The sequence below is a fragment of the Pseudomonas sp. MYb2 genome (genome assembly GCF_002979955.1).
In the GTDB taxonomy this organism is placed as follows: domain Bacteria; phylum Pseudomonadota; class Gammaproteobacteria; order Pseudomonadales; family Pseudomonadaceae; genus Aquipseudomonas.
In genome coordinates, this window is record NZ_PCQC01000034.1 from 1 (window position 1) to 21,178 (window position 21,178).

The following is a 21,178-nucleotide window of genomic DNA, read 5'->3' on the forward strand; positions in this document are numbered from 1 at the left end:
TTGGAGTGGTCATGGTCTGCTTCCCTTTTGAGTTTTTGAATTTGTTGTTGCGTTCAAGTTGGGTACAGATTACTGACGCATCGAAAAGGGATAAATCGGCTGGAATGTGTTTCACCGTCAACCTGAAACGGACAATCGCGTGAACAAACGCTGCCATTCGATACGCCACGGCATAAATGAAGTACCTCAAGGCGCATTTATCAATTACTGACAACTTCCTACAGTTCTCTCCAACAGCAGCCCCTCACCCCGACGGGCCTGCGATCGGAGACAGTCCATGCCTTTCATCAGCGTACGCATTACCCGCGACGGCGTTAGCCGGGAGCAGAAAGCCCAGGTGATCAAGGAAATCACCGTGACCATGCAACGAGTGCTCAACAAGGATCCGCAGCTCACGCACATCGTGATCGAGGAAGTCGATACGGATAACTGGGGTTACGCGGGCATGACCACCACCGAATACCGCCAATCGTTGTCGGGCAATTAATCTTCAATTCCTGAGGAAATCATCATGAGCACATCCAGCAAAGTTGTCGTTATCACAGGCGCCTCGCAAGGCATAGGAGCGGGTCTGGTCAATGGTTTTCGCGAGCGTGGCTATCAGGTCGTGGCGACCTCGCGTTCGATCAAGGAATCCGCTGATCCGCAGGTATTGACCATCGCTGGCGACATCGCCGATCCGCAAACTGCCGAACGGGTGATCCGTGCCGCCGTCGAACGTTTCGGTCGCGTCGATACGCTGGTCAACAATGCCGGCATCTTTGTTGCCAAGCCGTTCACCGCGTACAGCCGGGAAGATTACGCCCGAGTGGTGGCCACCAACATGAGCGGGTTCTTCCATATTTCGCAACTGGCCATCGCCGAAATGGAAAAGCATGGCAGCGGACACGTGGTCAGCGTCACTACCAGTCTGGTCGATCATGCAATTGACGGCGTGCCGTCGGTGCTGGCCTCGCTGACCAAAGGTGGCATCAACGCTGCGACCAAATCCCTGGCCATCGAATACGCCAAGCGCGGGATTCGCGTCAACGCGGTGTCGCCGGGCATCATCAAGACGCCCATGCACGCCGAAGAAAGCCACGCAGCCCTGGGCAATCTGCATCCGCTTGGCCACATGGGTGAGATCGACGACATCGTGCAGGCAATCCTTTATCTGGACGCCGCGAAGTTCGTGACCGGTGAGATTCTGCATGTCGACGGTGGCCAGAGCGCGGGGCATTGATCACGACGCCACTTCAGCGCGGGTGGCGATTCATGTGGTAAACATCTGGAGGAATGCTCCTCGGTGCCAGCCATGATGAAACGCCACTTTGAAGATTTGCAGTTGGGCAGTATCGAACTCTTCTGTCTCGCCGCTGACGCCGGCAGCTTCACCGCTGCCGCACTGCTCGCGGGGGTGACACCGGCGGCGGTGAGCCGCTCGATTCTGCGTCTGGAAAAACGCCTCGGCTCGCGGCTGTTTACACGAACCACGCGCAGCATCCGCCTGACCGACGCGGGCAGGAAATTCTTCGAACAATGCAGTCAGGCACTGGCCCAACTGGTCGAAGCCCAGCAAGAAGTCATGGGCACGCAGACCACGCCGTCGGGGCGCTTGCGCATCAGCCTGCCCACCACTTACGGCCACCACCGCATCCTGCCGCTGCTGCCGAAATTCCGGGCGCTATACCCGCAGGTCACGGTCGATATCCATTTGGGCAATCGCAATATAGATTTCGTCGGCGAAGGTTACGATCTGGCGATTCGCGTGCGTGCACAACCGGACTCGACCCTGATTGCGCGCTTGCTGGAAGACGCGAAACTGGTGGTGGTCGCCTCGCCGCAATACCTGCACGCAGCGGGTACGCCGCAGACACTTGAGGATCTGCTCGAGCATGAATGCATTCAGTTCGAACTGCCGAGCAGCGGCCGGCAGATTTCCTGGCTATTTCAGGACAATGGCAAGGATCGTGAAGTACTCGCGGCCGGAGGTTATTCCTGCTCCGATGACGTGCTCGGTGGCGTCACCCTGGCCAAACACGGTGCGGGACTGTTCCAGACCTATCGGTTCATCGTCGAGCGGGAGTTGGCCGATGGCACTCTGATTGAGGTGCTTGAACCTTTCAGCGGTCGCTCAAGACCGTACACGTTGCTGTATCCCCACGGTCGCTATGTGCCCCAGCACGTGCGGGTCTTCGTGGATTTTCTGCTGCAGTTTCGCGAGCAATGGGTAAACGGCTGATGCACCGGGCATGCCGGCCTCAGACGCGCAACAGTTGCTTGGTCATCGCCATCGAGGTGTTCAGCGATTGCCCCGTCCGCTGCAGCTTGTTGAGTAGACTTGCACCCAGCCACAGCTGATACAACGTCTCTGCAAGATGCCGCGCATCACCCGCCGGCAGGCTCTTTTGCGTCTGGCCTTCTTCGATGCACACGGTGATGCGCGCCACCACGCGCTCGGCACCGTCGCGCAAGGTCAGGCGCATCGACTCGGACAGATCGGCGACCTCGGCGCTGAGCTTCACCACCAGACACTCATCACCATGGCCTTCGAGGGTGCAGCGATTTTGCCAGCCCTGCCAGTAATCCATCAGCCGCTCGAACGCCGTCAGCCCCGGGAGTGTCAGGCGTCGCTCCATGTCGGCGAGGTAGCCGACAAAATAATCCTCGAGCAAGGCTTGGCCATACAGCTCTTTGGATTTGAAGTAGTGATAGAACGAACCCTTGGGCACGCCAGCGGTTTGCAGGATTTCATTGAGGCCGACACTGGTGAAGCCCTTCTCGGCCATCATCCGGTGGCCGGTGTCGAGCAAGTGTTGGCGCGTATCGTCGTAAGTCGGTTTCATGGGGCGCAAAGTCCAGACAATAGACCAGTCGTATATTTCACAGGCTGCGGAGTTTGCCACAGCCGGGCGGGAAAAACCTCCGTCGAAAAAATTACTAGACGACTGGTCTAATAGGAAACTATGCTGCGCTCCGTCAACCTAATTCATCGGGTGTCGATGCGACACGAATGCCTCGTGCAGCGCTATCACCTGACCAACCCAGGGTGCTCTATGAAAATCTTGATGGTTCTGACTTCCCACGATCAGCTCGGTGACACCGGCAAGAAAACCGGTTTCTGGCTGGAAGAATTCGCCGCCCCTTACTACGCCTTCAAGGACGCGGGCGCCGACATCACGCTGGTGTCGCCAGCCGGTGGCCAGCCTCCGCTCGATCCGAAAAGCGATGAGCCCGATGCGCAAACCGCCGAGACCGATCGCTTTCGCAATGACCCGGCTGCCCAGCAGGCATTGGCCAATACCGGTCTGCTGGCCGATGTCCGCGCCGACGATTTCGATGCCGTGTTTTACCCAGGTGGCCACGGCCCGCTCTGGGATCTGGCTGAAGACAAACACTCGATCGCCCTGATCGAAGCGTTCGACCGCAGCAACAAACCGCACGGTTTTGTCTGCCATGCGCCCGGGGTATTGCGTCATGTGCTCGCAGCTGACGGCAAACCGCTGATCCAGCATCGCGAAGTCACCGGTTTCACCAACGCCGAAGAAGCCGCCGTCGGCCTGACTGACGTGGTGCCGTTCCTCATCGAAGACGAGTTCCAGCGTCTCGGCGGCTACTATTCGAAAGTCGCTGACTGGCAGGTTCATGTGGTCGTCGATGGAAAATTGGTGACCGGTCAAAACCCCGCCAGCTCTGCCGCTGTCGCTGAAAAACTGCTGAAGATGTTGGGCTGAGACCCAGCGTCTACGTCCTCTGAACGCCGTGCGTGTTGCGCGGCGTTTTTTTCGCCCCCATTTAATAGTTGACTGGTCTAATAAACATGAATAGCCCCTACTTCACCCCTGCAAAACTGGGCCTGCACACCCTGAAAAACCGCATCGTCCTGCCACCGCTGACACGTCAGCGCAGCACGCAACCGGGCAACGTCGCCAATGAGCTGATGGCCGAGTATTACCAGCAGCGTGCCGGCGCCGGTCTGCTGGTGACCGAGGGCACGCAGATCGAGCCCCGAGGCCAGGGCTACGCCTGGACACCCGGGATTCACACCCCTGAGCAGATCGCCGGATGGCGCAAAGTCACCGAAGCGGTGCATGCCGTCGACGGCGTGATTTTCGCGCAACTGTGGCACGTGGGCCGTGTATCCCACACCGCGTTGCAGCCGGGTGGCGCCGCTCCCGTGTCCGCCTCCGCCGTGGCCACTGACCGAGTCAGCGTGTTCATCGAAACCGCGCCCGGTGCCGGTGAACTGGTGCCGCCGTCCGCACCGCGCGCACTGAGCACCGACGAAGTCCAGGAACTGGTTCAGCTGTACATTCAAGCGGCGCGCAATGCGATGGAAGCCGGGTTCGACGGCATCGAACTGCACTGCGCCAACGGTTATCTGGTCAACCAGTTCATCTCTGCCCACAGCAACCTGCGCACCGATCAATACGGTGGCTCGCTGCACAATCGCCTGCGTTTTCTGAAGGAAGTGGTGGCCGGCGTCGCCGAGTGCATCGGCAAGGAAAAAGTCGGTGTACGCTTTGCGCCGCTGTTCACCACCACCGATGAAGCGCGGACCTATCTGGGCATGGTCGAGGAAGATCCTCACACCACCTACATCGAGGCGATCAAGGTGCTGGAAGACGTGGGTATTGCCTATCTGTCCATCGCCGAAGCCGACTGGGACAACGCCCCGGCGATGCCGCAGACATTTCGTCAGGCGGTGCGCGACACCTTCAGCGGCGCGATCATCTATGCCGGGCGCTACAACGCCGATTCGGGTGCGCGTCTGCTCGACTCCGGGCTGGCGGACTTTGTCGCGTTCGGTCGCCCGTTCATGGCCAACCCCGACCTGCCGGCGCGCATTGCCAATGACTGGCCGTTGAATGCGCTGAATCCCGCCACGGTGTATGGCGGGACCGGCGAAGGCTATGTCGATTACCCGGTTTATGGCGCCTAATCAGCGCTAGTCATAAAACGCCTCGACTGACACTCGGCTGCCGACAAAAAAACTGTCGGCCACTAAACGCAGCGGCTGCAAATCCAGATCGCTGACCTTGTCAGCGATCAACTGCTGGAAATGCCGATACACCGCCGGATATTCACCCTCCTCCGACACCGTCTGGCGCACCCCGTCGATACTCAACAGTGCGCCACCGTTGTCCAGACGCAGTGTGCCTTCGGCGCAGCGAATCTCGATGCTCCAGAGTTCGTCGTGACCATGGTCGAAATCGAATTCGGCACGCACATCGAGGTGGCGTGCGTCAGACATCTTGATCGACGCGGCAATCGGCGATTGGCAGTTGCCCGGCACGCGCAGTTCTGCGGATTCGACGAACAGCGGCAGCGGCAGCAAATGGGTGACGATCGACAAGGCATTGATGCCCGGATCGAAGACGCCGAGGCCACCGGGTTGCCAGATCCACGTCTGCCCCGGATGCCATTTGCGCACGTCTTCTTTCCAGTCGATCTGTACGCTTTGCAAGGTTCGCGAGGCGAGCCAGTCACGCGCGAGTGCGATCCCCGGCGCGTAACGCGAATGCCAGGCGAACAGCGCGCTGACGCCCTGCTCTGCCGCCAGATCAACCAGCGCCTGCGCTTCCCCCAAGGTCGCGCACGGCGGTTTTTCCACCAGCACATGTTTTCCGGCAGCCAATGCCTGCTGCACTAAAGCGAAGCGGCCTTGCGGCGGTGTGCAGAACGCAATCGCGTCAACCGCCGGGCCGTTTTCCAGCAACTCAGCCAACGACTGAAAGTTTTCCACGCCGGCGCAAGGCTTGCCCTGGGTGGCGACAGACACCAGCGTAAACGCCGGATTGGCGAGGATCGCCGGCACATGTTGATCCTGGGCAATCTTGCCGTAGCCCACCAGACCGAGACGAATCGGTTGCATCAATGACTCCGTTTTTTATCTTGTTTTAGTCAGCGAGTTGGCAGATTAACGATAAACGCGACGGGCGTCTGTCAACGCAACGTCACAACGACTCACAGGATCAGGCAAGGATTGCACAGGAATGCACTACTGCGCAGCCCGGCAGTACCGCAACAATGGCCACACGACCAAACGATTGAGGATGTTCCCATGCTTGTACAAGCCTACGGCGCCCACGCTGGCGACAAACCCCTTGAGCCGATGCAGATCAACCGCCGCGCCCCCGCCGCCCACGATGTGCAGATCGACATTGCCTTCTGCGGCATCTGCCATTCGGACCTGCATCAGGTCCGCGCCGAATGGGCCGGGACGCAATTTCCTTGTGTGCCGGGGCACGAAATTGTCGGTCGCGTCGCAGCCGTCGGCGCTCATGTCGCGGATTACAAAGTCGGTGACCTGGTCGGTGTCGGCTGCATCGTCGACAGCTGCAAACACTGCGACGATTGCGAAAGCGGCCTGGAAAACTATTGCGACGGCATGATCGGCACCTACAACTTCCCGACCCCGGACGCACCGGGCTGGACCTTGGGCGGCTATTCGCAAAACATTGTCGTGCATGAACGCTACGTGTTGCGCATTGGCCATCCCGAGGCGCAATTGGCCGCCGTCGCACCGTTGCTCTGCGCCGGCATCACCACCTACTCGCCGCTGCGTCACTGGAACGCCGGCCCCGGCAAGAAGGTCGGCGTGGTCGGCATCGGTGGCCTCGGTCACATGGGCATCAAACTGGCCCACGCCATGGGCGCGCACGTTGTCGCCTTCACCACCTCGCAATCCAAACGCGAAGCGGCAAAAGCACTGGGCGCCGATGAGGTCGTGGTCTCGCGCAACCCGGAGGAAATGGCCGCGCATGCGAAAAGTTTCGACCTGATCCTCAACACCGTCGCTGCGCCGCACGACCTCGACGCCTTCCTCGTGTTGCTCAAGCGCGACGGTGCCTTGACCCTGGTTGGCGCGCCCGCCACCTCGCACCCGTCACCGAACGTGTTCAACCTGATCATGAAGCGCCGCACCATTGCCGGCTCGATGATCGGCGGCATTGCCGAGACTCAGGAGATGCTGGATTTCTGTGCCGAACACGGCATCGTCTCCGACATCGAGTTGATCCGCGCCGATCAGATCAACGATGCCTACGAGCGCATGCTCAAGGGCGATGTGAAATATCGCTTCGTGATCGATAACGCGACGTTGGCAGGCTAAAAAACAGCATCACCGGGCGAAGCGTCGCAGTACGTCGACCAGGTTCAGGCGAACGGCACAGTCAGGTATTGAGCGGCGATTGCGGCGTATCGGGGTTGAGTTGCCGGCGGCGAAATTGCCCCGGCGGCTGGCCGTGAATCTGGCGAAAACGTCGGGAGAAATACGCCTCGTCCGCGAAGCCGCACAGCCGCGCCACCTCGCCCACCGAGCGCGTGCTGTTGAGCAGGAAATTGCGCGCCGCGTGCATCCTGCGTTCGAGCACCAGTTCGGTGAAGGTTTTGCCGATTTCCTTGCGTAGCCAGTGCGTCAGGTAGGTCGGTGACAGGTACGTCGCCGCCGCCACTTTGATCAGATTGAGGTCGGGGTCGGCGATGTTCTTGCGCAAGTATTCGAACATTCGGCTCAGCGCATCCCGGCGGCTGACCTCGGCCGCATTCTCTTCGGCCAGACGCTTGAGTGGTTCGGCATACAGAAAACACACGCTGCCAATCAGTTGCAACAGCAAGCCCTTGAGCATCTCACGCGTACCAAACTGACGATTTTCGTCGAGGGTGCGCATCTGCTCGATCAAGGCACAGACCTTGTGGAAATCCTGATCGCCCAAAATGAAATCCAGATGCTCCTGAAAACGGAATGGCGACAACTCTGGCGCCAAGAGGATTGACACTTCTTCCAGATCCATCGGATCGCACTGCAAGTGCGGCAAGAGAAAGGTCTGGGAAAAATTGATCACCATGAAATTGCTGTCCGCCGGATGCGGGATCACATGCACACGGTGCGGCAGGATGAACGCCAGCGTGTTACGCGGGAATGGACGCACGACGTTGCCGATGTGCTGCACGGTGTCGCCACCGAGGTTGACCTGAATCTGGAAATACTCGTGACGATGGGGCCCGGTCTCGGCCCGACGGCCCTTTTTGTCGCGGATGTAGAAGTCCGTCAGCTCGCTGCGCTGCTGCATGACATAAGTGGGAATACGACTGGGGGACGACATCGGCGCGCAATCCTCGACGGGTATTTACAGTGAGCAGGCGACCTTCATCTTGCCGAAAAGCCAGCCGCGCACGCAAGCAGTCATACGATGACATCCGTTTGGAATGATTTTTTTGCCTGGGCGGTGGCGTTTTGCCTGTCCAAAAAACCCTGCAACCAAGAGAAATATTTTTTCTATAACTATCAATACGTTGAAAGAGCCTTCAAATAAAAACCTCGGCCATTCGCCCATTTGAATTCTTGGACACGTTTCACAACGCGATTCCCATCGAGAAAAAATGATCTAACCCCTCGGTTGATTTACCGATGTTGTACGACCACTGTTGAACGACGCAGCCCAACCTCCTCCAAAAATAATCAAAGGTGTGCACGTCATGATGTTGCTATTGCCCCTCGCCGCCCCTCCCGACATCCCTCCGATCACGCCGCCCGCAAGACGTCTCTGAACGTCCGCCGCCGACAGCCAGTTCCGTTCGATTGCTATGCCCCGACCCTCGCGGGCAACGCCTTCGGCTGCTCGAAAACATCTCGATTCTTCTAACAATAACGAGGTCTCTTCATGTCCAGTTCACATGCTTCCCAAGCCAGCGTGCCGCCGGTGATCGCCGGCCCACGAGACGCCGTGGTGCCGCAACGCCTGCCCTCTCGGCGTCGCTGGTTCATGCTCTCGCTGCTGCTGATTGCGACGATCATCAACTACATCGATCGGGTCAATATCTCGATCGCCGCGCCGTTCATGGCCAAGGACCTGGGTCTGGACAAGATCGAGATGGGCCTGATTTTCTCGGCATTTGCCTGGACGTATGCCTTGGCTCTGGTGCCTGCCGGGTTTATCGCCGACCGCTTCGGTTCGCGCTTCACTTACGGTGTTTCATTGATCAGTTGGTCAACGGTGACCGTGTGCCAGGGGTTTGCCACGGGCTTCGCTTCGTTGTTCGGCTTGCGTCTGGCGGTCGGCGCCATGGAAGCCCCGGCATTTCCGGCCAACAGCCGCGCGGTCACGGTGTGGTTCCCGGCGCGAGAGCGCGGGCTGGCGAGCAGCATTTACGTGTGCGGTCAGTACCTGGGCACGGCATTGTTCACCGGCGCCCTGCTCTGGCTGGCGACCACCTTCGACTGGCGTCACGTGTTCTACAGCACCGGCGTGCTTGGCATCGTATTCGGCGTGTTGTGGCTGTATCTGTATCGCGACCCGTTGAACTGCAAGAAAGTCAGCAAAGCCGAATTGCAATACATCGAAGCCGGTGGCGGCTTGGTCAAAAGCAGTCAGGAGCGCACCAAATTCAACTGGCGACAGATCGCTGAACTGTTCAGCTATCGGCAAATCTGGGCGATTTGCATCGGCAAGTTCGCCAGCACTTCGGCGCTGTATTTCTTCCTGACCTGGTTCCCCACCTACCTGATCGAAGAACGCAAACTGACCATGATCAAGGCCGGGATCTTCGCCGTCCTGCCATTCGTGGGCGCCACGGTCGGCATCCTTCTCGCCGGCATTGTCTCGGACTTGCTGATCCGCCGTGGCTACTCGATGTCATTTGCCCGCAAGTTGCCGCTGGTGATCGGTTCAATGCTGGGCATGTCCATCGTGCTGGTGAATTTCACCGACTCGAACCTGATCTGCATTGCTGTACTGACCATCGCGTTCTTCGCGCAAGGCATCGCGTCATCTTCGTGGGCAGCAGTGTCAGAAGTGGCGCCCAAGGAACTGATCGGGCTGACCGGCGGGATCACCAGCCTGGCCGCCAACATCGGCGGCATCGTCACGCCCATCGTGATTGGCGCGATTGTTCACGCCACCGGGTCATTTGCCTGGGCCTTCTGGTTTATCGGCGGCGTGGCCCTGATCGGCACCCTCTCCTATTCGCTGTTGTTGGGCCGCTTGTACCGCATCGAATTGAAGGTGCGTTGAGCCCACGAACACCGTTTTCTCCAACAAGAGGCGGCATTCGTCCAACTTCGCCAACGATTGCCGCCGTACGCTGACTCTCCAGACAAGGACAACAACAGGATGAACATGACCGAATACGCCTTCACCCCGGATCTGCCCGTGACCCTGCCCATCGTCGGCAGTGAACAACGGTTTCCCGTCGGTCGAGTGTTCTGTGTCGGCCGTAATTACCCATGGCCAGATACCCAAGGGCAGTCGCGCCAGCCGCCGGTGTTTTTCATGAAACCTTCGAGCAGCGTTGTCGATGCTATCGGTGAGGTGGCGTTCCCGTCGTTGACCGAAGACTTCGCCCACGAAATCGAACTGGTGGTGGCCATCGGTGAAGGCGGCGCCGATATCCCTGAAAGCGAAGCCTTGGCTTATGTCTGGGGCTACGCTGCCGGGCTCGACCTGACCCGTCGCGATGTTCAGCGCACCGCCAAGAGCAACGGTTTGCCGTGGGAAGGAGCCAAGGTGTTCGACGGCGCCGCGCCGATGACGGCGATTGTGCCGGTGACACGCGCCGGTCATCCCGAAGGTGAGTTGTGGTTGAACGTCAACGGCGAGGAACGTCAGCGCGACAGCCTCGACAGCCAGATCTGGTCGGTCGCTGAAGTCATCAGCCGGATCTCCCGATCCGTGGCGCTCAGGGCCGGCGACTTGATCATGACCGGCAGCCCGGCCGGCGTCGACGGATTGCATCCGGGCGATGTGATCAACGCCGGAATCGACGGTATCGGCCAACTCGAAATGCGCGTCGGCCCACGGGCCTGAACCGCTCGCACGCCTTTGTGATTTGAAGACAGGAGTACAACAACATGTCCATCACTCAACCTTTGAAAGTCGCGCTGGTCACCGGCGCTGGCAGTGGCATCGGCCGCTCCGTGGCGCTTGGCCTGATGGCCGACGGTTACACCGTGGTGCTTGCCGGGCGCCGGCCGGAACCTTTGCGGGCACTGGTCGAACTAGCGGCAAGCGAAGGCCACGAAGCCTTGGCGGTGCCCACCGATGTGCGCGACGCGGCCAGTGTCGATGCGCTGTTCGCAAGCATTGCCGAGGTCTACGGACGTCTGGATGTGGTCTTCAACAATGCCGGGGTCAATGCCCCCGCCGTGCCCCTGGATGAACTGACGTTCGAACAATGGCGAAACGTGATCGACACCAATCTCAACGGGGTTTTCCTGTGCGCCCGTGGCGCCTTCGCACTCATGCGTCGCCAGCAGCCTCAGGGCGGCCGGATTATCAATAACGGTTCGATTTCGGCACACACGCCGCGTCCGTTCAGCAGTGCTTACACCGCCAGCAAACATGCGGTGCTGGGGCTGACCAAATCCCTGGCGCTGGACGGTCGCGAATTCAACATCGCTTGCAGCCAGATCGACATCGGCAACGCCTTGACCGAAATGTCGGTGCGCATGACCAAAGGCGTACGCCAGGCCAACGGCACTATCGCCGTCGAGCCAATGGTCGACGTCAAGCATGTCGCCGATGCCGTGCGCTATATCGCCGGCCTGCCGCTGTCGGCCAACGTTCTGAACATGACCGTCATGGCCACCGCCATGCCGTTTGCCGGCCGCGGTTGAGCCGGCCTTTTATTCGGTAAGTGAGGTTCACATGAAGCCAGAAGTCTTGCAGCTCAGCCCGATCCTGATACCTGAAATCAATGCGCGTCTCGACGAACTGTTTACCGTCAGACGCTACTTCCAACAGGCGGACAAACCGGCCTATTTGCAGGAACACGGCGCCAACATTCGTGGCGTGATCACCGGCGGCCACACCGGCATCACCCAGGCTGTCATGGCGCAACTGCCCAAGCTTGAAGTGGTGGCGGTCAACGGCGTCGGTACCGATGCCGTTGACCTGGCGTACGCCCGGGATCGCGGAATCCGCGTGACGGCGACCATCGGCGCGTTGACCGAAGACGTCGCCGACCTCGCCATCGGCTTGCTGCTGTCGGTATGCCGCGGCCTGTGCACCAGCGATCGCTACGTGCGCTCCGGCCAATGGCCGCACAGCGCGACTCCGCTGGCACCGTTGCCTCTGGCTCGTCAGGTCTCCGGCATGCGTATCGGCATCGTCGGCATGGGCCGGGTTGGCCGTGCGGTCGCCACTCGCGCCGCCGCATTTGGCTGTCCGATCAGCTACACCGATCTGCAACCAATGAGCGATGTGAACCACACCTTCGTTGCCGACCTCAAGCAGTTGGCCCGCGACAGCGATGCATTGATTCTCGCGGCCGCTGCCGACAAGGCTGAAGCCATCATCAACGCAGAAGTGCTACGGGCACTGGGCAAGGGTGGCTATCTGATCAACGTGGCACGGGGCAAACTGGTCAACGAGACCGACTTGGTGGCGGCCTTGGCCGCGGGCGAAATTGCCGGTGCCGGGCTGGACGTGTTCGTCGATGAACCGAACGTGCCGCAAGCCTTGTTCGGCAACGAACACGTGGTATTGCAGCCGCATCGCGCCAGCGCGACATTGCAGACGCGTACGCGAATGGGGGAAATGGTGGTGGCCAGTCTGCTGGACAGCTTTGCCGGGAAAACACCGCAAGGATGCGTCACCGGCTAAGCCCTGATCTCAGCGGGGGCCAACGGCCCCCGCTGCGAATCACAACGTATAGGCAATCCCGACCTGCACCGTTCTCGGCGCACCGGGATAGGCGTAGACGTTGCCGAACGCGCCTTCTTCGTAATCACGGTCAAACAGGTTCTTCACATCGAGGTTGAGCCGCACTTTGTCGTTGACCTTGTAGAAACCGAGCAGGTCGACGACGGTGTAGCTGCCCATCGAGAACGCGGTGTTGGCCGTTTGCCCGGCGCGCTCATCGACATACTTCAACCCTGTGCCCAGACCCAGGCCTTTGAAAGTGCCGTCCTGAAACTCATAGACGTTGAGCAGGCTGAAGCTGTTCTGCGGGATGTTCATCAGGCGTGTGCCAGAACGAATCACATTGTCCTTGGTGACCTCGGCATCCACATAGGCGTAACCGCCGATCACTCGCCACTCAGGGGTGAGATTGCCGGCGACGTTCAAGTCAAAACCACGACTGCGCACTTCCCCCGCCGCCACACTGAACGTCGAGTCCACGGGATCGGTGGTCAGCACGTTACGCTTTTCGATCTGATAGATCGCAGCATCGACGCTCAACTGCTGATCCAGCGCCTCCCACTTCACCCCCATCTCCCAGGATTTGCCTTTCTCGGGTTCAAAACCACCGCCCTGGCGACTGGCGCCGGTGTTGGGTTTGAACGAGCGCGCGGTGTCGGCGTAAAGCGCAACCGTGTCGGTCAAGTCGTAGGACACGCCCAAACGCGGAGTGACCGCGTTGTCACTGGCCTGCCAGTTTTTGCCGCCCGGCACGTAGGTTTCATAATCGTGTTCGAAACGCTCGAAACGCGCCCCGGCGAGCACTTTCAAGCGCTCGGTCAATGCCACTTGATCCTGCACGAACGCTGCGTAGGTTTTGAGATTTTCTTTGTCGTGAGTCGGTGTCCGGGTCAATGCCGGGCGAGGCTGACCGTAGACCGGGTTGAAAATGTCGATCGGGTAGGCGCCGATTGCACCGCTGGAGCGCTGGATAATCGACTGGTAGTCGTAATCTTCGTACTCGACGCCGGTCAGCAACGTGTGCTGCAAGCCGCCCAGGGTGAAGTGGCCAGTCAGGTTGAGTTGGCTGTCCTTGTCTGTCCACTCGAGCTTGCGGTAGTTGAAGTTGCGTCCCAGTGTTCGGCCATCAGCGCCGATGCCATTCGCCTCGATCGCGTCGCCCTTGAGCGAGCCATCGAGCCACTGGAAACCGCCGCCCAATGTCCAGTCATCATTGAGCAGGTGCTCGAAACGCAACTGCGCCATGTTGTTGTCGTTATGCAACTTGCCAACGTCTTTCTCGCCGAAGAACGTGTCACGCGAGGCGGTGCCGATCTGCTTGGGGTAACGCGTGACGCCACGGTCCAGCGGCGCGTTGTTGCGCATGAAGTCGCCCTCGAAGATCACCCGGGTAGCATCGGTTGCCTGCCAGGTCACGACCGGCGCCACACCATAGCGCTCAGTCTCGACATGATCGCGGAAAGTATCTCCACCCTCGCCGATGACATTGAGTCGGTAAGCCAGTCGACCGTCCTCGTCGATCGGACCGGAAGCGTCCAGCGTGCCGCGTTTCATGCCTTGGTCGTTGAGTTGGCTGCCCAATGTGACCTTGCTTTCCGGCAACGGCTGCTTGGAAACCACATTGAAGGTGCCGCCAGGGTCGCCACGTCCGTATAACATTGTGGCCGGCCCGCGCAGCACCTCCAGACGTTCAATGGTGTTGGCGTCAGGCATGTTCGGATAGCCGCGATTGATCGGGAAGCCATTGCGGTAAAACTCGCCGGTGGTGAAGCCGCGCACGGTAAACGTGGTCAGCCCCTGCCCGCCAAAATTGTTCGCCCGGCCCACGCCACCGGCGTAATCCAGTGCGTCCTGCAGACGCGTGGCGCCGAGGTCTTCGACGGCATCCCTGGACACCACACTGATCGATTGAGGCGTTTCGTGAATCGAGGTATCGGTGCGCGTGGCGCTGGCAGAGCGCGTGGCGCGATAGCCTTGCACCGGCCCGTCGGCACGTTCGTAGTCTGCGGCTCCGATGACGTCGGTGGCTTCCAGCTCCAAGGCTGAAGTTTTTGTATCGGCCTCTTCAGCCCACGAAGAAGGCGACAAGGCTTGCAGCACGCAGATGGAAAGCAGAGTTCGACGCATGAGGTAAGAACCTTACGAATAAGCCAAAACGAAGGGCAGAACTGCCAGCAAAACGCGGCGCATGGTATACCAGTAATTTGCGTAATTGAAACTTATTCTTATTTGCCGCGAGAGTCAGGATTGCCGAACCGAGTCAGCTTCGTGGCGAATGCCGCAGTCTTGATGGAGTTTTGAAGGGCAGATCGCTGCTTTTCTATTGATTGACCGACAAAAACCTATACATCAACTACAATCTGTACAACTATTCACCATTAGCACTCAAGCGTCCGCTCTGCGCCCTGCTGCCATTCATTACGCTGAATCCGTGCACATGAACAAAACCCATCGGCTGTGCCTGGTCCTCGGTGACCAACTGTCTTTTGATCTGGCTTCACTGACAGATCTGGATCGCGAGCACGACTGTGTGCTGATGGTCGAGGTCATGGAGGAAGCCACCCATGTTGCCCATCATCCGCAAAAGATCGCGCTGATCTTCAGCGCCATGCGTCACTTCGCTCAGGCGCTGGAGCAGCAGGGTCTGCGCGTGCATTACGTGACCCTCGACGACCCGCAGAACAGCGGCTCGGTACCCGGCGAATTAAGGCGCTGGCAGGCGCTGCTACAGGCGCACGCGTTGCACGTCACCGAGTGCGGCGACTGGCGTCTGGAGCAGTCGCTCAAGGATTGTGGCTTGCCGATCCACTGGCATGCTGACAACCGTTTCCTCTGCGCTCGCGACGAATTTCGCGTATGGGCCACTGGCAAAAAGCAGCTGCGCATGGAGTTCTTCTATCGCGAGATGCGCCGCAAAAGTCGCCTGTTGCTCAACGGTGACGGCACGCCGGTCGGCGGCGCCTGGAACTTCGATGAAGACAATCGCAAAACCTTGCCGAAACACGTAAAGGCGCCCTACCCGGTTGGTTTTGCCAACGATGCAATCACCCTCGACGTGCTCGCATTGGTCAAAGAACGCTTCGCCAGTCACTACGGCAGTCTGGATACCTTCAACTACCCGGTGACACACGCCGACGCCCAGGCATTGTGGGCGTGGTTTCTCGACTACGGCCTGGCCGGCTTCGGCGACTATCAAGACGCTATGGCCAGCGGCGAACCGTTTCTGTTCCATGCGCGTATCAGCGCCGCGCTCAATATCGGCTTGCTCGATCTACGGCAGCTGTGCAGCGATGTCGAGTCTGCCTATTGGTCCGGCAGCATCGCACTGAACGCGGCCGAGGGTTTCATCCGTCAACTGATCGGCTGGCGCGAATACGTCCGCGGCGTTTACTGGCTGACCATGCCTGAGTACGCCGAGGGCAATGCTTTCGGTAACACCCGGCCTTTGCCAGAGTTTTACTGGACCGGCGCCACGCAGATGAACTGCATGCGCCAGGCCATCGGCCAAAGCCTCAAGCACGCCTACGCTCATCACATTCAGCGCCTGATGGTGACCGGCAATTTCGCCCTGCTCGCCGGCATCGCGCCGAGTCAGATCTGTGAGTGGTACCTGGCCATTTACATGGACGCGTTCGACTGGGTCGAGCTGCCCAATACCCTCGGCATGGTCATGCACGCCGATGGCGGTTACCTCGGCTCCAAGCCTTATTGCGCCAGCGGCCAGTACATCAATCGGATGTCCGACTACTGTCGCGACTGTGCTTACTCGGTGCGTGAAACCACGGCTGACAACGCTTGCCCGTTCAATGCGTTGTACTGGCATTTTCTGATGCGCCACAGCGACCTGCTGCGCGGCAATCAGCGCATGGGCATGATGTACAAAAACCTCGATCGCATGCCGCAAGAAAAACAGCAGGCACTGTGGCAACGCGGGCAGAGTCTGCTCGACCGACTGGATCGCGGCGAATCGTTATGAAAGCGCGCAAGCCTTGGACCTCGTGCAACTTAAACCAGAGACCTCGGGTCAATGGCTGACAAAACTTGTGAAGCTCACGGCCGTTCGCTGATTGCACGCAAGGCAAACAACTCACAACGCATGAAGGGTGGACATCCTGAAAGAGCTTACTCGCGAGGAGCTTGAGTCCGAAGTCACGCGCCTGCGGCTGGCCGTCAAGGCGACCTGCGACGCCGTCTGGGACTGGGATCTGAAGACCGACCAGGTCATCTGGAACGACTCGCTGCAACAGGCGTATGGCTACGCGTCAGCAGCCATCGAGCCGACGTGTGACTGGCGGTTTGCGCAGATTCACACGCAGGATCGCTCGCGCGTGACAACTTCGATTCGCTCGGCGATTGACGGTTCAGGCACGACCTGGAGCGCTGAGTACCGCTTCCTCTGCCACGATGGTTCGTACGCCGAAGTGCTTGATCGCGGCCATCTGATCCGCAATGCCGAGGGCCAGGCCGAACGCATGATCGGTGCGATGCTCGACCTGACCCGCTCGCGCAGCGCCGAAACCGCGTTGCGCCGCAGCGAGGAGCGCTTCAGCACCATTCTGGAAACCATCGAGGCCGCGTTCGCGATCGTCAAAGTCAAATTCGACGCCGATGACCACCCCATCGACTATTACTTCGTCGAGGCCAACCCGGCGTTCGAACGTCAGGCCGGGGTCAACCTGCGTGGCAAGTGGGTCACCGAGTTTGCGCCCAACCTGGAAAGCTTCTGGTTCGAGACTTACGGCCATGTGGCCAAGACCGGCGAGCCGGCCAACTTCGAGAACTACGCCAATACCTTCGAACGCTGGTTCGATGTGCGCGCCGTGCGTGTCGGCGACCCGGCCGATCGGCAGATTGCGATCTTCTTCAGCGATGTCACCGAACGCCGCGACGCGCAAGAACGTTTGCGCATCAGCGAAGCGGTCGCTCGGGAAAACGTCGAACGGGTCCAGCTCGCCCTGGCCGCCGGCGCCATTATCGGCACCTGGCACTGGCACTTGCCCAGCGATCGCTTCAGCGTCGATGAGGCCTTCGCGCGGGTGTTCAACCTTGATCCGGCCTGGGGCCTCGACGGTCTGACCCTGGAGCAAGTGGTGATGACCGTGCACCCGGATGACCGGGAAGGACTCACAACCGCGATCAACGAAGTCATTGCCCGTGGAGGTGCCTATTCGCACCAATACCGAGTGCGCGGTGCGGATGGCCAATACACCTGGATCGAAGCCAACGGACGCGTCGAATGCGCCGAAGACGGCACGCCTTTGCGCTTTCCCGGGGTGCTTATCGATGTCGAAGACCGGCGCAACGTCGAAGCCGAGCGCGACCGGGTCACCGCCGCGTTAAAGGCGCTCAACGACACACTGGAACAACGCGTCTCGGCGCGCACCGCAGAACTGATGCAGGCCGAAGAGAAGCTGCGCCAATCGCAGAAAATGGAAGCGGTCGGGCAACTCACCGGCGGTCTGGCCCATGACTTCAACAACCTGCTGGCAGGCATTTGCGCCTCCCTTGAACTGATGGAAAAACGCATCGGCCAAGGCCGTCTGAACGACATCGACAAATACATGCTGATCGCTCAGGACGCCGCCAAACGCGCCACCGCCCTGACCCATCGCCTGCTGGCCTTCTCCCGGCGACAGACCCTCGATCCACGGCCAACTGAGGTCAACGCGCTGATTGCCGGCATGAGCGAACTGATCCAGCGCACCGTCGGCCCGAGCATTCGCCTGAAAACGGTCGCCGCCGCCGATCTGTGGCCGGCGCTGGTCGATGCCAGCCAACTGGAAAACGCCCTGCTCAACCTGTGCATCAACGCCCGCGATGCGATGCCCGATGGTGGCAGCATTACCGTCGAAACTGCCAATCGAACCCTGGATGCTGAATCGGCGCGCGTCCGGGAAATGCCCGAAGGGCAATACCTGTGCCTGTCGGTCGCCGACACCGGTACCGGTATGAGTGCGGAAGTGATCGCCAAGGCCTTCGACCCGTTTTTCACCACCAAACCGTTGGGCCAGGGCACGGGCCTTGGGCTGTCGATGATCTACGGTTTCACCAAGCAATCAGGCGGACAGGTGCGGGTGCAATCGACCGTGGGCCAAGGCACGACCATGTGCGTTTACCTGCCGCGCTATGTCGGCGAAACGCAACGCAATCACGATGACACGCAAAGCTCGGCAACGCCTCATGCCAAGGCCGGCGAAACCATCCTGATTGTCGACGACGAACCCACCGTTCGCACGCTGCTCAAAGACGTGCTGAACGACCTCGGCTACAACTTGCTCGAAGCGGCCGACAGCGTTGAAGGACTGGAAGCACTGCGCTCCAGCGCGCACATCGATCTGCTCATCACTGATGTCGGTTTGCCGGGCGGCATGAATGGCCGGCAGATGGCCGATGCGGGCAGGCAAATCCGGCCTAAGCTCAAGACCTTGTTCATTACCGGGTACGCAGAAAACTCGGTGATCGGTAACGGTCAACTCGGCCCGGGCATGCAGGTGCTGACCAAACCTTTTGCCGTCGACACACTGGTATCACGGGTCAATGGTTTGCTGTCCATCGACGTCGAATAAGGGTTGCGCAGAGGACTTCATGAACCTGTTGCGCCCCGCCGTCTTCGCTTGATACAGCGCCTGATCGGCACACTCGATCAGACCGTGCACCGGGTCCAGGTGCGCACCTCGCGCAGCGGCGATGCCGATGCTCAGGCTCACGCGGGTCACGGGACTGGTGGGGTGGGCAATGTTTTCCTGCTGCAAGTGCTGAAGAATCAGCTGCGCCACTACCGCAGCACCGTCAATGTCCGTGTCGGGCATGATCACGGCGAACTCTTCACCACCGTAGCGCGCCACCAGATCCGACGGCCGTCGCACACACGCATCCAGCACGTGACCGACGGCCTGCAGACAGGCGTCGCCGGCAACGTGCCCGAGCGCATCATTGAACAGTTTGAAATAGTCGATATCGATCATCAGCAAGGCCAGCGATGAGCCGTCGCGCTGTGCCCGCCGCGCCTCTGTGGCCAGGGTCTGGTCGAAGCAGCGCCGATTCGCCAGACCGGTCAGCGCATCCTTCATGGCCAGCAGTTCCAGTTGTCGGTTCGAGCCGAGCAACTGCTGCTGAGCAATGCGCAGTTCGCCTTCAACCTGGGTCCGGCGCCGGATATCGAGGATCAAGCACCAGCCGATCAGGCCGGTCAGTCCCAACAGCCCCGCCACCACCACCGCCGACAACAGCGCCTCGGTTCGCCACGCCGTGAGTGCTTCACGTTTGCCGATGGCGACCGTGGTGATCAGCGGCAAATTCTCGCTTTTGCGGAAGGCGTAGAGGCGTTCGACGCCATCCAGGCTGGAGGTATACGACGCGGTACCGACCGATTGATCGACCAGGTATTTGGCGTAGATCGGCGACTTGGAAAAGTTGCGGCCCATGTCCTGCTCGCGGAACGGATAGCGCACCAGCAACGTGCCGTCGGTGTACGACAAGCCGATAGCACCTTCCTGTCCGACGTCGAGTTTGCCGAACAGGCGCAGGAAGTTTTCCACGCCCAACGTCACGGCCACGACCCCGGCAAACTCGCCACGATCATCATTGAAACGGCGGCTGACGGTGATCACCCACTCCTGATTGGAACGGCTACGGATGGGTGGCCCGATAAAGGGTTCGCGGCTCGGGTCGTCGCGATGATGAATGAAGTAGGCCCGATCACTGCTGTTGGCCCCCGCCGGAATCGGCCGGTTCGACGACATCAGCCAATGGCCCTGACGGTCGTAGATGGTGATCCCGCTCATTTGTGGCATCAACGGCTGTTGGCGGTTGATCAGCGCACCCAAGCGCTGGATCTGCGCGGGGCCACTGCCTTCGGTTTCCAGGCGTTCGACCAGCCCGAGCAACAGCAGCGAACTTTGCCGGACAATGCCCTCCGAATAGGTCTCGAGTGCCTGGGTCAGGTTCAACCCGTGCACGTTGACTTCCTCCAGCGCGCGATCGCGCGAGGACAGCACTTTCCAGATGGTCAGGGAAGCCAGAGAGCAGCCGATGACCAGCAGCAAGAGGATGACGAGGTGGGTATCACGCTTCACGAAAGTACCTAATGGAAAGTCCGGTTTCCCGTTCCGGCCGTTACTGATTCAAGGCAATAACAGCGGTCGTATGTCCTCGACCGGCGCAAGGATACAAGTAGCGCGTTGAACGCGCAGCAACAGAGTGCGAGTCCTTCAAATTGAATGATATCGCTGACCGGAGGTTGATCGGGTCTGAACGCATGCGGAATGCTATCGCGGGGTTTCGCGCAGCACATCGGTAAACAGCTTAACCGCGGGGACGGTCGGCAACTGCCTTCAAAACCCGCTCAAACTCAAAGACCCCGTTTAACTAAAAGAGTCCGAACATCTTTCCTTCCAAGCCAGTATCGAAGATGTCCAGGCCTTTCTGGCGGAGAATAGACCCATCGACAACAAACCGTGCTCAAGACACACCAAACCCAACATCGCGCTATCGGCCATGCCGCTGTCGAGACTCTGATTCGAACTCAATGAAAAAGCCTGCTTTTCAGGGCAGGC

The 21,178-nt window shown here is 59.8% G+C and carries 19 protein-coding genes; 12 read left to right on the forward strand and 7 right to left on the reverse strand.

Translation table 11 applies throughout. From position 1 onward, the window contains the following. Window positions 1–277 precede the first annotated feature (277 nt). From CQ009_RS29585 to CQ009_RS29595, 3 genes are all read left to right on the forward strand, one after another. The gene (locus CQ009_RS29585) at window positions 278–487 is read left to right on the forward strand and encodes a 4-oxalocrotonate tautomerase family protein (RefSeq protein WP_105709471.1); all 210 of its coding nucleotides are present in this window, start codon (window positions 278–280) and stop codon (window positions 485–487) included. A 24-nt stretch (window positions 488–511) separates the two neighbouring features. After that, window positions 512–1,222: an SDR family NAD(P)-dependent oxidoreductase gene (locus tag CQ009_RS29590; RefSeq protein WP_064390433.1), complete on the forward strand. Its 711-nt coding sequence runs from the start codon at window positions 512–514 to the stop codon at window positions 1,220–1,222. 75 nt (window positions 1,223–1,297) lie between these two features. Continuing rightward, complete coding sequence (locus CQ009_RS29595; RefSeq protein WP_105709483.1) at window positions 1,298–2,221, forward strand: LysR family transcriptional regulator; 924 nt, start codon at window positions 1,298–1,300, stop codon at window positions 2,219–2,221. Between the two features lie 19 nt (window positions 2,222–2,240). On the opposite strand, the gene CQ009_RS29600 is transcribed toward CQ009_RS29595, so the two are convergent. Continuing rightward, window positions 2,241–2,825: a TetR/AcrR family transcriptional regulator gene (locus CQ009_RS29600; protein ID WP_105709472.1), complete on the reverse strand. Its 585-nt coding sequence runs from the start codon at window positions 2,823–2,825 to the stop codon at window positions 2,241–2,243. A gap of 210 nt (window positions 2,826–3,035) precedes the next feature. Between CQ009_RS29600 and CQ009_RS29605 the strand changes: the two genes are divergently transcribed. Together CQ009_RS29605 and CQ009_RS29610 are read left to right on the forward strand one after the other, a co-directional pair. After that, window positions 3,036–3,713, forward strand: a complete 678-nt coding sequence (locus CQ009_RS29605) for a type 1 glutamine amidotransferase domain-containing protein (RefSeq protein WP_064390435.1) — start codon at window positions 3,036–3,038, stop codon at window positions 3,711–3,713. 86 nt (window positions 3,714–3,799) lie between these two features. After that, on the forward strand, window positions 3,800–4,921 hold the full coding sequence (locus CQ009_RS29610) for an alkene reductase (RefSeq protein ID WP_105709473.1): 1,122 nt from the start codon (window positions 3,800–3,802) through the stop codon (window positions 4,919–4,921). A gap of 6 nt (window positions 4,922–4,927) precedes the next feature. On the opposite strand, the gene CQ009_RS29615 is transcribed toward CQ009_RS29610, so the two are convergent. Then, window positions 4,928–5,854 (reverse strand): Gfo/Idh/MocA family protein, encoded by a 927-nt coding sequence (locus tag CQ009_RS29615; protein WP_105709474.1) that lies wholly within the window; start codon window positions 5,852–5,854, stop codon window positions 4,928–4,930. Between the two features lie 189 nt (window positions 5,855–6,043). Here CQ009_RS29615 and CQ009_RS29620 point away from each other — a divergent pair, with 189 nt between their 5' ends. Then, complete coding sequence (locus CQ009_RS29620; RefSeq protein WP_105709475.1) at window positions 6,044–7,093, forward strand: NAD(P)-dependent alcohol dehydrogenase; 1,050 nt, start codon at window positions 6,044–6,046, stop codon at window positions 7,091–7,093. 61 nt (window positions 7,094–7,154) lie between these two features. On the opposite strand, the gene CQ009_RS29625 is transcribed toward CQ009_RS29620, so the two are convergent. Further along, window positions 7,155–8,087 carry an AraC family transcriptional regulator gene (locus CQ009_RS29625; RefSeq protein WP_064390439.1) on the reverse strand — a complete coding sequence of 311 codons (933 nt, stop codon included), beginning with the start codon at window positions 8,085–8,087 and terminating at the stop codon, window positions 7,155–7,157. A 24-nt stretch (window positions 8,088–8,111) separates the two neighbouring features. Then, window positions 8,112–8,318, reverse strand: coding sequence for a hypothetical protein (locus CQ009_RS29905; protein ID WP_146117579.1), 207 nt, complete (start codon window positions 8,316–8,318; stop codon window positions 8,112–8,114). 327 nt (window positions 8,319–8,645) lie between these two features. Between CQ009_RS29905 and CQ009_RS29630 the strand changes: the two genes are divergently transcribed. From CQ009_RS29630 to CQ009_RS29645, 4 genes are all read left to right on the forward strand, one after another. Continuing rightward, on the forward strand, window positions 8,646–9,995 hold the full coding sequence (locus CQ009_RS29630) for an MFS transporter (protein WP_105709476.1): 1,350 nt from the start codon (window positions 8,646–8,648) through the stop codon (window positions 9,993–9,995). Window positions 9,996–10,094: 99 nt separating this feature from the next. Continuing rightward, window positions 10,095–10,787: a fumarylacetoacetate hydrolase family protein gene (locus CQ009_RS29635; protein WP_105709477.1), complete on the forward strand. Its 693-nt coding sequence runs from the start codon at window positions 10,095–10,097 to the stop codon at window positions 10,785–10,787. Window positions 10,788–10,837: 50 nt separating this feature from the next. Next, window positions 10,838–11,596 carry an SDR family oxidoreductase gene (locus CQ009_RS29640; RefSeq protein ID WP_105709484.1) on the forward strand — a complete coding sequence of 253 codons (759 nt, stop codon included), beginning with the start codon at window positions 10,838–10,840 and terminating at the stop codon, window positions 11,594–11,596. 31 nt (window positions 11,597–11,627) lie between these two features. Further along, window positions 11,628–12,584, forward strand: coding sequence for a 2-hydroxyacid dehydrogenase (locus CQ009_RS29645; protein ID WP_105709478.1), 957 nt, complete (start codon window positions 11,628–11,630; stop codon window positions 12,582–12,584). Between the two features lie 39 nt (window positions 12,585–12,623). On the opposite strand, the gene CQ009_RS29650 is transcribed toward CQ009_RS29645, so the two are convergent. Beyond that, entirely contained in the window at window positions 12,624–14,750 is a 2,127-nt protein-coding gene (locus CQ009_RS29650) for a TonB-dependent siderophore receptor (protein ID WP_105709479.1), read from the reverse strand. 310 nt (window positions 14,751–15,060) lie between these two features. Between CQ009_RS29650 and CQ009_RS29655 the strand changes: the two genes are divergently transcribed. Both CQ009_RS29655 and CQ009_RS29660 read left to right on the forward strand, forming a co-directional pair. Further along, a complete protein-coding gene (locus CQ009_RS29655) occupies window positions 15,061–16,599 on the forward strand; it encodes a cryptochrome/photolyase family protein (protein WP_105709480.1) in 1,539 nt (512 codons plus the stop codon). Between the two features lie 127 nt (window positions 16,600–16,726). Continuing rightward, window positions 16,727–19,189, forward strand: coding sequence for a hybrid sensor histidine kinase/response regulator (locus CQ009_RS29660; RefSeq protein WP_105709481.1), 2,463 nt, complete (start codon window positions 16,727–16,729; stop codon window positions 19,187–19,189). On the opposite strand, the gene CQ009_RS29665 is transcribed toward CQ009_RS29660, so the two are convergent. Together CQ009_RS29665 and CQ009_RS30600 are read right to left on the reverse strand one after the other, a co-directional pair. Next, on the reverse strand, window positions 19,151–20,698 hold the full coding sequence (locus CQ009_RS29665) for a sensor domain-containing diguanylate cyclase (protein WP_105709482.1): 1,548 nt from the start codon (window positions 20,696–20,698) through the stop codon (window positions 19,151–19,153). The two genes, CQ009_RS29660 and CQ009_RS29665, sit on opposite strands and share 39 nt — an antisense overlap. A gap of 288 nt (window positions 20,699–20,986) precedes the next feature. Further along, a partial coding sequence (locus tag CQ009_RS30600; protein WP_218275805.1) for a hypothetical protein occupies window positions 20,987–21,178 on the reverse strand: 192 nt, incomplete at its 5' end.